The sequence below is a fragment of the Flavobacterium sp. N1719 genome (assembly GCF_025947045.1).
Taxonomy (GTDB): domain Bacteria; phylum Bacteroidota; class Bacteroidia; order Flavobacteriales; family Flavobacteriaceae; genus Flavobacterium; species Flavobacterium stagni.
Genome location: NZ_CP109993.1, coordinates 498247 through 511933, shown reverse-complemented (window position 1 = coordinate 511933; position 13687 = coordinate 498247). Strand labels below are relative to the sequence as shown.

Annotated in this window: 8 protein-coding genes; all 8 read right to left on the bottom strand. The window is 38.4% G+C overall.

The genetic code is table 11. The features are described from left to right. Nucleotides 1-3: 3 nt before the first annotated feature. On the bottom strand, nucleotides 4-3126 hold the full coding sequence (locus tag OLM45_RS01975; RefSeq protein WP_264511514.1) for a glycoside hydrolase family 2 TIM barrel-domain containing protein: 3123 nt from the start codon (nucleotides 3124-3126) through the stop codon (nucleotides 4-6). Nucleotides 3127-3397: 271 nt separating this feature from the next. Further along, the gene (locus OLM45_RS01970) at nucleotides 3398-6214 is read right to left on the bottom strand and encodes a triple tyrosine motif-containing protein (protein WP_264511513.1); all 2817 of its coding nucleotides are present in this window, start codon (nucleotides 6212-6214) and stop codon (nucleotides 3398-3400) included. Nucleotides 6215-6284: 70 nt separating this feature from the next. Further along, nucleotides 6285-7130, bottom strand: coding sequence for an endonuclease/exonuclease/phosphatase family protein (locus OLM45_RS01965; protein ID WP_264511512.1), 846 nt, complete (start codon nucleotides 7128-7130; stop codon nucleotides 6285-6287). A 25-nt stretch (nucleotides 7131-7155) separates the two neighbouring features. Next, complete coding sequence (locus OLM45_RS01960) at nucleotides 7156-7593, bottom strand: LexA family protein (protein ID WP_264511511.1); 438 nt, start codon at nucleotides 7591-7593, stop codon at nucleotides 7156-7158. After that, nucleotides 7584-8852 (bottom strand): Y-family DNA polymerase, encoded by a 1269-nt coding sequence (locus OLM45_RS01955; RefSeq protein WP_264511510.1) that lies wholly within the window; start codon nucleotides 8850-8852, stop codon nucleotides 7584-7586. The genes OLM45_RS01960 and OLM45_RS01955 overlap by 10 nt, the downstream gene beginning before the upstream one ends. Nucleotides 8853-8969: 117 nt before the next feature. Then, on the bottom strand, nucleotides 8970-10340 hold the full coding sequence (locus OLM45_RS01950; protein WP_264511509.1) for an NADH-quinone oxidoreductase subunit N: 1371 nt from the start codon (nucleotides 10338-10340) through the stop codon (nucleotides 8970-8972). A gap of 13 nt (nucleotides 10341-10353) precedes the next feature. Beyond that, entirely contained in the window at nucleotides 10354-11793 is a 1440-nt protein-coding gene (locus tag OLM45_RS01945) for a complex I subunit 4 family protein (protein WP_264511508.1), read from the bottom strand. A gap of 7 nt (nucleotides 11794-11800) precedes the next feature. Beyond that, nucleotides 11801-13687: an NADH-quinone oxidoreductase subunit L gene (gene nuoL, locus OLM45_RS01940; RefSeq protein WP_264511507.1), complete on the bottom strand. Its 1887-nt coding sequence runs from the start codon at nucleotides 13685-13687 to the stop codon at nucleotides 11801-11803.

The window sequence follows — 13687 nt, the reverse complement described above, 5'->3', positions numbered from 1 at the left end:
TTTTTATAAGTTAATTTGGATGTAAGTTCTAATTTCCCATTCTTTTCCATTATCAAATCCAATAGCCGTTGGGTCAGGCACAAAGTTGCCATTGGCATCCACAACAGTTGTTGGATTGTATCGAGGAGAATATTGGTTTAAAGTACGGTAGGTGCCACGAATTCCGATTTTGGTACCGGGTAAGCTAAACCAATTGTTTTTACCTAATTCAGTAGATAAATCAACTATTTGCTGAACTGGATACGTCAAGTTAAAGTCACGATGGTAGTCAAATGGCCCCCAATCGTTCCATTTTGAGATATAGTTGAGTTTCACTTTTTTATAGATCACGCGAATATCCATACCTACGCGTTTAAGTGTTCTTGCGTCACTTCCGTTGGATTGAGCCGTTCCTCCGTACATATTGCTGATTATTCCTAAAGAGGGATTTAATTTGGAAACGATTCTAACTTTGGCTTCCCATAAATCCTTTGCCGGTGGTGCTCCGTTAAACACAAATGTAGTTCGTCCATTAGCTAATATTCCGATTGCAGCATCTTGTGTAGTGGGTAAATGACGGTAAACGAAGCCTGCACTACACGCAAATTTTGCATCTTCTTGAATATCATTGTCCCATTCATACATCCATGTACCCGGAGTTGGGTCATAAGTGAGTAAAAGTTCTCCCGCTACGGTTTCACGGTTAACGCGCACTACGAATGGGTCTTCTAATATGTTTCTTGGACGAGCAGGAGCAGGTGTGTCGGCGGAAATCGGACCCTCAATTGGTTTTTGCCATAAAAAGTTGGGTGCAATTTGTAATTTTCCGATGGAATACGTAAATCCGCTCAAGAAATTATATTGGTTTCCGCTGCCACTGTCTTTAAGGGTCCAACCCGTAAATGTTTTAGTGTAATCGGCACCACCATTAGCTACTAATCCCATAATGGCACCTTGTCCATACCAATTAAAACGCCCTCCTGTATAGGTAAGCTTAATTTTACCGCCCCAATTATCTTTACTGTTTATCTGGTCTTGGTAAACAGAAGTAACACCATTAACTTCACGTGTGAGTTGGAAACTTCTATTGTTTAAAGGTTGGCCTGCCCAAATTCCTCCCAAATCCACACTGATTTTACCAATTTTTCGGTTAATATGTAAAGTTGCTTTACGAGTTTTGGGTTGAGGAACTGCAAAGGAGCTATTCACATTTGTCGCTTGCTCTAAATCCTCATGAAACATTCCTGAAAAATTGAAATTGGCAATCGATTTTGAATATTTAACTAACAATGCTGGGTTAGCTCCCCACCATAATTGTGGACCGTAAGCCACTTTTAATCCACTCATAAATTTTTTACCTTCAATTTCAAATCCAGATGGAGCTAAGCCATTATAGATGTCTATATTTGGACCGTAATTCGCCTCAGGGTATAGTCCGAAGAAATCGCCTTCATAGCCCCAGTGGTAATGACCTGTACGATAAAATCCATTTAAATTAAAATACTTTTCGTTCCAGCTAAATTTAGCTCGGTACACTTGTACACGTTCTGGGTCGCTTACCAATTTTTCACCATCTGTAGTTTCTACAGTCATTTTTCGACCTCTATTTTCGTAAAAAATCTCATCAATTGGATTTTCAGCAACATTTCCTAAAATATTCAATTCTACATTGGCAGATATATTAGAAGCAGGTTTCGCTTCGACACCCACAAAGAACGACTCCATATGGTCAAATCCAAGTTTATTTGGGTAAGTATTGGTTTGTGGGTCATCTTGTTTAGGAGTTGTAATCAAACTACCGCCGGTGTTGAATGTGGTGAAATTTGCTGTAAATCGGCTCAAACGTATTTTTTGATCACCCTCTTCCTTTGGTTTTGTTATTTGGTATTTTAATCCGGCATCTGTCAAGGATATCGATTTAATATTTTGATCGAGTTCAGTGGCGTTTTTAGAAACCGATTTAGATTGTAAACTGTACAATTCTTTTAATGCATAATAAGCACTTCTTGGATATAACGTATACAATCCGTTTTCATCGGCCACTCCTTTGGCACAAATACCAAACCATTCTTCATTCATGTTATTTTCACCTTTTACAAAATCGAAAGCATAAGCACCATTCGACCAAGATGCATTGGTGTCATGGGTGTCTAAGCCTGTGGTTTGACCGAATTTCCACCATCCGTCACTAAATTGGAAGGTACAGCCTCCAATACAATTATTGCTTTTACCGTAGCCATAAGTATTGTTAAAGATTTCTTGCCAATTGGAGAGTAGTACATCGGCTTGTGCTTTATCATCTTCTTTGTTTTGAATTGTGTTGTAGGCATCCGAGCCAAATTCAGTAAAAAGAATTGGTTTTTTTAATTTGGATTTGACTTCTTCAAAAGCATTGCCAAACGATTTGCCACGGTACATATTGGTGCCGAATATATCTACTGCACCACATTTAGAGGCAATGATATCCAAAAACTGTAAATCACCATTACACATTGCAACGGGATGGTTGGTGTCCAATTTTTTCATTGCTAAAGCAGCTTGATTGAACAGTTCATACATCGCTATTGCTTTTCTAGTTGATTTGCGGTTTTCAAATGGAATATTTTCCGTTTCAGCACCTTCCCAAAACAAGCCGTAGTTATTTTCATTACCTAAAAGATAGCAAAGAAGTCCGGGTGTTTGTTTGTTTTCATTCACCATAGCTACAACTTCAGCTAATAATTGTTTTTGTACTGCTGCATTGGCATAATCGGTATTGGCTTGCCAAGCGCCACCTACTGTAAGCCCATATCGGCCAAAAGAATGATTTAGAATGGTATAAATTCCGTATTTTTCATAGATATAGGTAATCCATTTTGGTGGGACACCTGTGTATTGACGAATGGTGTTCACTCCCATATCGCGTAACAATGACATTTCACTATCAAGCGCTTTTATAATGATGTCATCAGGTTGTTTCCATAGACTGTAATTGTAATTGGTTCCTGTTGGAAAATAATCCCAATTCATCCCTTTGATTACAAAATCAGTTCCATTGACAGTTAGTTTATCTCCAGATGCATCAGAAACAATTCGCACATTCTTTTGTTGGGCAAATCCAGTTACACATGAAATACATAGGGCTAGAAATACGATTTTTTTTACCATAACTAATACGTTGCTTTTTTCATCTGTTCGATACTAAATGATTGGTTTTGTATTTGACTAAATTATTTCAAAAAATTATTGCAGATTCGAAAAATACCACTACAAAAAATATACATTTTGTGTTTTTTTTGTGAAAGCTTGGTAAAAGCCCGTATTTACGGCTATTTAAGAAAACGTTGTAGTTAAATTGAGTGATGAAATTGGTTTAAAATTCATCAAACTTTACAGAAAAATGTCGTTTTGATGTGGTAATGTTGAGTTTTTATGACCATTAAAAGCTCAAAATATAATTAACTAAACCATCATCATGAAGCAAATTGAGTTTTTTACGCAAACGATATCGTTTAATTTCCACACTTCGAATGGAAATATTTAACATGGGGGCAATTTCTTTTGAAGATAAATTCAAACGCAAATAAGCACACAATTTAAGATCACTGGGAGTTAATACAGGATGTAACGCTTTTATCTTTTTCAAAAAATCTTTATCTACATTATCAAAAGCTTCTTTGAATGTATTCCAAGAATCGTCTTTCGAAAGGGAATTGTTGATGGTTGAAATAACCGATTTCAAATTTTTAGAATCAGCTACTTCTGCTGTTTTTTTCAAATCCTCTTGAATGATTTTCAAAAGCTCATCCTTTTTAATTAAAGACAAAGTTGAAACTGCTAGTTCTCTATTTTTTGCATCTACATCATTACTCAATTGTTCGTTTCGTAATTGCATCAATTGTTTTTCATTTTCAAGTGCTGCGATTTCGAGTAAACGGTTGTTCTCTTCAATCAATTTTTCGCGTTGTTTTTGATAATAACGCTGATAAGATTTGTTGATGTTGAAGGAAAGAATAAGAAATAAAACAATATAAATCACTAGTGCTAGATTGGTAGCATACCAAGGTTTTAAAATGGTAAAAGAATATGTTGCACTGTTTTCAGAGAGAGTATTGGCAATTTTAGCTCTTACTTTAAAAGTATAGTCTCCTGGTTCTAAGTTTTTAAATACAACGGAAGTTTTGGCATTCCATTCACTCCAATTTTTTTGTAACCCCTCTAACTTATATTGGTAGGCGACATCAATAAATCGATTGTATTGCGGAACAGTATAATTAAATACGATATTATTTTCATCATGATCAATTTCGCCTTCTTCAGTTAGTATTAAATGGGTATCTATTTTTTTGTTTTCAACGGTATTTACAGTAACTGAAGTTAACGTGATGGGATGTGATTTTACTTTAAAATCATTTAAATTAATGATAAAATATCCTTCTGTTTTACCAACCAAATACCTATTATTTGCGATTGGACTGATATTTTCATAACCTGCCATTGGATTTGTAATCACTGATGGAATGGGAATGCGGTGGTGTTTCAATTGGGTATTGAAATTGCCCGCTGTAAAGTAATAGATATAACTTTTTGTAAAAAGCCACATTTTATCACCTTCTACGGTGAGTTTACCGGATGTATAGTCGTTATTTGTGAAAACAGCACTAAGTTCTACATTCTTAACAAACTTTCCATTCGTTTCATTAAGGGTGAAAATACCTTGCTTTCCTGCAAAATATAGGATGTTATTAAATTTTGCAAGCCCCATATTTTTCCCCTTTTTTGGAGTATTTAATATGGTAACTTTTGAAATCTTTGAAAAGTCGGGTTGGATAACCACTTTGATAATCCCTTTGTATTCGTGTCCAACATAAACCGTATTCTTTCGATCACTTTCGAAATAACGCGATGAAATATTAAAACCTTCAATTTTATTTCTGAATACCCAAGTAGTGCCTTTTTTTTCTAAAATTGAAAGTCCGTCATAATTACCTTGCATCAACCAATTGGGATGGCCATTAACAGTATTAAAGCGCCATGTGCCCGAGCCTCGGTAAATACTTTCTACATTTCCTCCATTTACGAGAAAAGTTCCCTGATTATGTCCGCAAAAGAGTTGATTATTATAAGCGAATAAAGTCCAAACTTGTCCGTTTGTCCCACGAACCATTTGAAAATTACCCCCTGTAGCATGATTTCGGTAGAATAATCCTTGATTTGTACCCAGATAAATATAATCTCCAAAACGAATAGAAGCATACACTGTTCCCAAGTAGCCAGAATCGTCTTTGTAACTTCGTATAGGTGATTGAAGATTGATACAATCGATGCCATTGTCAAGTCCTAACCAAAGATTATTGTCTTTGTCTTCGTTTAACGACAAAACGGTGTTGTTGCTCAGGCCTAAATTTTGGATAATATGATGGCGAATTTTTCCATTCCGGTCTAAAATATAGATTCCGTTTGAAATCGTGCCCAGAGCAAATCCTCCATCTGATAGCTTTTTGGCCGAGAAAATCGAATGGGCATTCAGTTCGGCTTGAGACTCAAAATTATAGGATTGTAATGTGCCGTCCTTTAATTTAAAAACACCTGCTCTTTCGGTTTGCAATAGAAGGCCGTCATCAGCGGAATAAATTTCAACAATTCTATTGTTAAGAATACGTTCATCTTTACAAACTAATTTACTTTGCCCGTGAACAATTTCATATAAACCTTCACCTATTCCTTGAAAATAAATGGAGTTGTTAATTTTGAAACAACGAAAAATAAACGGGTGTTTTTCTATAAATTGAAAAGTCCCTTTTTGAGTATCATAAACATAAATGCGATTGAAGGATTGAAATAGTACCCGGTCATCCATTTGGATAATATTCCAAAATTGTTCATCTTCAATCAGTTTTTTTTTAATTGTATTGGAAAGAGAGGTGTAACGTAATTGGCCGCTACTTTGTCGACTCCAATAGCCAAATTCCATGTAACATCCTGTGTAAATTCGCTCTCCAACTACCTTTACAGAGCGCATTATGGTTTCGTTGGGCGAGGGATAAAGGGTCCATTCAGCACCATTAAACTCGAGTAATCCTTCGTTATTTGCAAAATAGATAAAGGCATTCTGACCTTGTGCAACCATCCAGTTTTGGTTGCCTGCTTTGTAAAGTGTTGAAGGATATTTTATTATTGGTGGCAACTCTTGCGCCCATAGCGCGGTAGCCACGACGGACAAAAGAGAAAAAAATGCGACCAATCTAATTTTCATAACTTTAGTTTTGATTCCATAAAGATATAATTTCCTAAGGAATGTCAGAATGGATTTTAAATTCCATTAATTAAGGTAAAAAAGAGAGCGTACTAACAACAGGAAAATGGTCTGAGGGGAATCGGCCGTTTTTCAGTTTGACGAGAATCGAACTTTCAAGAATTTTGAAGTGATCTCGTGTAACCCAGATATAGTCAATATAGGCAGTAGCTGGACGTTTAGGGTCAAATGCATTGAACGTGCCGTCGGGATTATTGGAATGAAGCGAATGCCAGGTATCTATCCATTCATTTTTTAGAAGTTGCCAACGCTCATGATCAGGAGTACTATTAAAATCTCCAATATAAATCACGGGTTCTTTTTGTAGATTGAGTTGTTGTATCTGTTCTAAAGTTAGTTTCAAACTTTCTGTTCGGGCTTTTTCACCTACATGATCCCAATGGGTGTTAAAGATCCAACATCTTTTTCCAGTCGTTCGATCTTCCAAATGCGCGAAAGTGCAAACCCGATTACAGGCGGCATCCCAGCCCCGAGAGACTTTTTCTGGGGTTTCTGATAGCCAAAACGTACCGCTATCTTTGACCATAAAACGTTCTGTTTTGATGTACAAGCAACTGGCTTCACCGGTTAAATTTTCTTCTCTTCCCACACCAATTTTTAGATATTTTTTCAACCCTTTTTGAAGGTATTCTACTTGATTGGGTAGCGCCTCTTGAACTCCGAGCACATCCGGATTTGTTGTTTGAATTTGTTCCAACAAAAATGCTTTTCGATAATCCCAGCGGTTTAGGCTATCCGAAGCTACATCCAAACGGATGTTGTAAGTCATGATTTTCACTTTCGTTCCTTGAGCAAGGCCAATTTGCGAATGGATAATAGGTAAACACCAAATGAAACGGAGTAGCCATCGCATCATACTTTTGGATTTAAGTTGGGAATCATTATACACTCTTAATCACATAAGTCACAATCCCCCAAATGATCAATTCATTTTCTTCGGTAATTTTTATGGGAGGAAAAACCGGGTTTTCGGGCATTAAGTAGACCGCATCTTTTTCCTTATGGATCCGTTTTACCGTAAACTCACCGTCGATAAAACAAACGGCAATTTTATTATTCGTCGGTTCCAAACTACGGTCAATAACCATAATGTCACCATCATCAATACCCGCACCAATCATTGACGTCCCACTGGCTTTCGCGTAAAATGTAGCTTCACGGTTGCGCACCAGTACATGGTCCAAACTGATTTTCGCTTCATCAAAGTCAGCAGCCGGTGAAGGAAATCCCGCTTTGATCCCGCCTGCAAAATACGAAACGCCTTCACTGGCGGTGAAGTCCGGAATAAAAAACGTAAGCTTGGTTGGTTCTAGCGACATTGTACGGTGATGATATCGTTAATATTGGTTGTAAATTTAGGCGATAAATAGTTCTGTTTCATCTTCCAGGTCCGATTCAAGTCGTGCATCCCCAACCGAATTTTTCGTTCGCCCGTTTTTTTGAAATACGTATCCATGACTTTCATCAAGGCTTCATGCTTCGGATTCTCGTCTTGAAACAAATTGTATTGTTTCTGATTTTCTGGGGTAATCGCCGAAACAATCACGCCCGTTTTTTTATATTCTTCACCCTCACGATAGAGCTGTTCAATCATTTTTGTCGCCACTTTTCCCAAGGTTATACTGGAATTCGTCGGGAAGGGCAGCGTTTCTTGCGCATAAAAGTTGTACCGTCCGTTGTCTGGATTGTGAAATTTGTCTTTTCGTAAATACACGGTCACCACTTGACAATTGGAATGTTGCTTGCGTAATTTTTCACCACAAACCGAGGCAAAGGTAGAAACGCGTTCTTTGAGTTCGTTTAGATTGGCAATGCGTCCTTCAAAGCTTCGGGTCACGGCAATGTGTTTTTTGTCTTTGGCTTCTTCCATTTCCAATACCGATTGGCCGAGAAGTTCTAACCGTAAGCGATTCCCTACAACACCCATTTCCTTTTGGATAAAGACTTCGTGCTGCGGTAGCGTAAAGTCATAGGCCGTCAGAATGTTTTTTGCCTTCATCTTTTTCGTTAGGCGAAAGCCAATTCCCCAAACGTCTTCAATTTTGGTCCACTTCAGTGCTTTGATTCGTTTTTCTTCGGTATCGATAACATACGAACCACCCGTGCGGTCTGGGTATTTTTTGGCAATTTTATTGGCGATTTTGGATAACGCTTTCGATGGGGCAAACCCGACACAGATGGGAATGCTCAACCATTTTTGAACGCGTTTGCGCATTTGGATGCCATACTCCTGAAAATCGGTTATGGGCATTCCGTCAAAATTGAGAAAGGCTTCGTCAATGCTGTACACTTCGACATGGGGCGTAAAACCTTCTAAAATTTTCATCACCCGACTACTCATGTCGCCATAGAGCGCATAATTGGAAGAAAATACATGAATACCGTGTTTTTTGATTAAATCCCGACATTCAAATTCGGGAGCACCCATGGGTATGCCCAAGTCTTTTGCTTCATAACTGCGCGCAATCACGCAACCGTCGTTATTCGACAAAACCACGATAGGTTTCCCGATTAACTGCGGCTGGAACACCCGTTCACACGAAGCGTAAAAGTTATTGCAATCCACTAATGCATACATGGGATAAAATTAGGAATTCGATCCCAAAAGTGAAGTTGGAACAAGCGTTAAATTTCACGATTGTTCATAAAAAAAGGCTGCCCTTTAGAGACAGCCTTGTATAGAGAGTTTTGTGTTTTATTTTAATAAATCAAACATGCAGCCTGGGTAAATTCCCATCCCGATGTTTAATGCGATTGCCAAAACAGCCACAACGGTGTACACCCATGGGAACGTAGTCGTTTCTGCATCTGCGTCTTTGTTGTACATCGCCAAAATCAATTTGAAATAGTAGCCAATACTAATGATCGAACTGATAACTCCGGCAATAACCGCTACTAAATAACCCGCTTCAATCGTTTGTGTGAACAAAGAAAACTTCGCGAAGAATCCAGCAAAAATCGGAATACCCGCCATCGATAACAATGACATGGTTAACACCGCTGCCAAAACAGGATTCGTTTTTCCTAAGCCATTAAAGTCGGATACATTTTGAGTCGCTTTATTTTTAGTCACCGAAGTAATCACGGCAAACGAAGCAATTCCGGCAAAGGCATAAGCTGCGGTATAGTAAAATAAAGTACCTGCTGCGGTAGTCAAACTTAACAATGCCAACAACATAAAGCCTGCGTGTGAAATCCCTGAAAAGGCCATCATACGTTTTACGTTTTCTTGACGAAGTGCCAACAAGTTACCTACAGCCATCGTTAAGATCGCAATGGCCACAATTACAACTTGGAACAAATGCGGCATATTGGCATTCAAAGACGTAACTAATTTATAAAGCGTAGCCACAGCAACTACCTTGGCTAAGGTACTCATCGTGGCGGTAACTAAGGTAGGCGAACCTTCGTACACGTCTGGAGCCCAGAAATGGAAAGGTGCCGCTGCAATTTTAAACAACATCCCAATCAAGATCATGGCGATACCAAAGTAGAACCAAACAGGTAAACCCGCACCTTGAGATAAAGCATAAATTTCAGCCACATCAAAATAGCCGGTAGCTCCGTAAACCAAACAGATCCCGAAAAGAATAAATCCAGAGGCAAATGAACCCAATAGGAAATATTTCATCCCCGCTTCGTTACTTAAAATGCTCAAACGGTCACTTCCCGCCAAGATATATAAGGAGATAGAAAGGATTTCGATACCCAAGAAAAACATCGATAAATTTCCGAAAGAAACCATAGCTACGGCTCCTGCTAGTAAGAAAATTTTAATAGCAATAAAATCTGAAAACTTTGACGGTTTATCTTTATAAAAATCACCGCTCATCGCAAGGATGAAAATCGTCAATACGATAAATAAGCTGGAAAATGCAACCGAGAAATTGTTCACAATTACCATGTTGTTGTACCACGCAGAAGGATGGTCAAACTCGGAAACCGTGATTCCAAGAATGGCGATTAGTCCCAATACTGCAACGGGAACGATGGCTTTTCTCAGATTGATGATTTCAGCAAAAAGACAGAAGATGCCTAAACCTGATATAGCAATTAATGTATTCATTCGTATGACGTAATTAAGAACGGTTTATTTGAGTTAGAATTTCCTGAATACTTGGATTCACTAAATCCAAGAGGGGTTTTGGATACAATCCAAAGAACAAAAGGAAGGCAATAAGCGCAACCATTACCACAGTTTCACCCACAGTTACATCGGCAAAAAGTTTAGCGTTGGTTTCACCCAGCATCACATTTTGGAACATTTTCAACATATAATACGCTCCTAAAATGATAGTAGTACCTCCAATAACCGCATACCAAACATTGATTTGCGATAAGCTATACAATACGGTGAATTCCCCAACGAAGTTGTAAGTTCCTGGTAAAGCAACAGAAGCCAACACCAAAATCATGAATAAGGAAGTGAATTTCGGCGTTTGTGTGCGAATACCACCCATATCGGCAATTGTGCGTGTTTCATAACGACGGTAGATGATTTCAGCCGCATAGAACAAACCAACGATGACAAAACCGTGCGCAATCATTTGAGAAACGGCACCGCTTAATCCATCATAGGTAAGTGTATAACAACCTGCGGCAATTAAACCAACGTGTGCTAAAGACGAATACGCCAATAATTTCTTCAAATCCTTTTGGCGTAAAGCCACAATAGATCCGTAGATAACACCTGCAATGCTCAAACCTAATACCAATGGCATATACGTTTTAGCCGCTTCAGGGGCAATGGGTAACTGCCAACGCATTACGCTGTACAATCCCATTTTAAGCATAATACCCGAAAGTAACATGGTACCTACAGTCGGTGCTTTTTGATACACCTCGGCCTGCCAAGTATGGAAAGGAATAACCGGAATTTTAATCGCATAGGCTAAAAAGAACGCGAAGAAAATCCAAGTTTGTTCACAAGAACTTAATTTCAATTGGTACAAATCGGTCAATAAGAAACTTCCCGCTTTGTGGTACAAATACGCAAAAGCCACCAACATGAACAACGAACCTCCTAGTGTATAAATAAAGAATTTTAAAACCGCTTTTTTACGTTCTTCGATAGCATCATTACCCCACAATAAAGCGATGAAGTAAATCGGAATCAAAGCCAATTCCCAGAAGATATAGTATAACAACCCATCCGCAGCCAAGAAGGTTCCAGCCATAGCAAAAGCCATGAAAAGAACTAGCGCATAAAAGTTTTTGGCACTTTTGAATTGATTAGCAAACGAGGATAAAATAATTAACGGCGTTAGTGCTGTGGTCAATAAGACCATGGCCAAAGATAATCCGTCCACTTTTAAAGCAAAATAGGCTTTGGGAGCGGATATCCAAGGATACGAAACATTCAGCGAACTAAACTGTTGTACGGTGGTTAATAGGTAAACGGTCACTCCTAAAGCAGCTGCACTGAATAGCAAAGCGACTTTGGAAGCCAATTTATCTCCCGCAATAAAAGTAATTACGGCACCTACGAAAAGTAATAATAATAGTGTAGTAACGTCCATCAGTTAATTATTTATTAGCTAAAAACAAATAGATGAAAATCGCGCTGAATCCAATCACAAAAGCAAAAAGATACAAACCGATACTTCCATTTTGTACTCGACTTCCCAAACTTCCTAAGCCATTAGCTAAAGATCCTAAACCATAAACCAAACGGGATAAAGCAGGTTCTAAGGTTTCACTGAAGAAGTTGGACAATCCATTAATAGGTTTTACGATTAACGCCATATACGCTTCATCGACATAATATTTATGGTATACTGTTTTGGCAAAACCATCGATATCTTGGTCTTCTTTAGGTACATAACCTCCTTTAAGGTATTTGTTGTACGCTAAGCCAATACCAATCAATCCACCCGCAACTGCAATGGCCATCAATATATATTCTGTGGTACCTAAATGGTGTTCGGCATGATGCGCTTCACTGAATAAAGGAGCGAGGTAATGGTTCAACCAACTGTTTCCAAACGGTAAGCTGATTAATCCACCCACTAATGATAGAATAGCTAAAACAATCAATGGGAACGTGATTAAGCCCGGACTCTCGTGTAAATGATGTTTCTGTTCTTCGGTACCGCGGAAATCTTTGTAAAAGGTAAGGTACATCAAACGGAACATATAGAAAGCCGTCATGATAGAAGCTAACGAAGCAATCATCCACAAAGGAATGTTGGCGTGGAAAGCCGTCATCAAAATTTCATCCTTAGAGAAGAAACCAGAAAACGGTGGAATTCCTGAAATAGCCAAGGTAGCAATCAACATCGTCATAAAGGTGATGGGCATAATTTTACGCAATCCACCCATTCTTCGCATATCTTGTTCGTGATGCATGGCGTGAATCACCGAACCCGAACCCAAGAACAAACACGCTTTGAAGAAGGCATGTGTGATTACGTGGAATACCGCTACGTTGTACGCTCCTAAACCTAAGGCTAAGAACATTAAACCTAATTGTGAAACGGTTGAATACGCCAATACTTTTTTAATGTCATTTTGTAAAAGTCCGATCGAAGCAGCTACTAAAGCCGTTACCGCACCAACAATTGCAATGATATTTTGAACAAAAGGTGTAAGATCAAATAAGAAATTCAAGCGTGTAATCATAAAGATACCTGCTGTTACCATCGTCGCTGCGTGAATCAACGCCGAAACAGGAGTTGGTCCTGCCATCGCATCCGGTAACCACGTATATAAAGGTAATTGAGCTGATTTTCCAGTTGCTCCAATGAATAAACACAAAGCGGCTACGGTTAATTTAGCGGTATCTGCATTACCTGCAGTGATGGCTGCTTTTAATTGGCCATAATCCAATGTAGAGAACATCGATCCTAAAATGAAAATCCCTATTAGAAACCCTAAATCCCCAATACGGTTCATAATAAAGGCTTTCTTTGCCGCATCGTTGTAATCTTGGTTTTTATACCAGAATCCGATTAATAGGTAAGAACAAAGTCCAACACCTTCCCAACCAATAAACATGATTAAGATGTTGCTCCCCACAACCAAAGTGATCATGAAAAATACAAACAAATTCAAGTACGAAAAGAACTTGTGCATGTTTTCATCATCGTGCATATAGCTGATGGAGTAGAGGTGAATCAACGAACCAATTCCGGTAACAAACAATAGCCACAAAAGCGACAATTGGTCCAATAGAATACCAAAATCCAATTTGAAATTACTCACGGATATCCAATCAAACAATTTCACCGCAATCGGTTTTGCTGTTTGATTTACTTGTAAAAAGAAGTAAACGCTCAGTACAAAAGACAAGGCAACTGCAACTGTACCTAAAGCACCGGCCATTCCTTTTCCTGCTTTTTTACCGAAAAAAACATTTACTAAGAACCCAACAAATGGGGCAAGCAATACTACTAATACTAAATTCTTCTCCAT

Excerpts from the sequence above, each read along its gene's own strand:
- OLM45_RS01975 (WP_264511514.1), bottom strand. The coding sequence starts at position 3,126 with ATGGTAAAAAAAATCGTATTTCTAGCCCTATGTATTTCATGTGTAACT.
- OLM45_RS01970 (WP_264511513.1), bottom strand. The coding sequence starts at position 6,214 with ATGAAAATTAGATTGGTCGCATTTTTTTCTCTTTTGTCCGTCGTGGCT.
- OLM45_RS01965 (WP_264511512.1), bottom strand. The coding sequence starts at position 7,130 with ATGATGCGATGGCTACTCCGTTTCATTTGGTGTTTACCTATTATCCAT.
- OLM45_RS01960 (WP_264511511.1), bottom strand. The coding sequence starts at position 7,593 with ATGTCGCTAGAACCAACCAAGCTTACGTTTTTTATTCCGGACTTCACC.
- OLM45_RS01955 (WP_264511510.1), bottom strand. The coding sequence starts at position 8,852 with ATGTATGCATTAGTGGATTGCAATAACTTTTACGCTTCGTGTGAACGG.
- OLM45_RS01950 (WP_264511509.1), bottom strand. The coding sequence starts at position 10,340 with ATGAATACATTAATTGCTATATCAGGTTTAGGCATCTTCTGTCTTTTT.
- OLM45_RS01945 (WP_264511508.1), bottom strand. The coding sequence starts at position 11,793 with ATGGACGTTACTACACTATTATTATTACTTTTCGTAGGTGCCGTAATT.
- nuoL (WP_264511507.1), bottom strand. The coding sequence starts at position 13,687 with ATGGAGAAGAATTTAGTATTAGTAGTATTGCTTGCCCCATTTGTTGGG.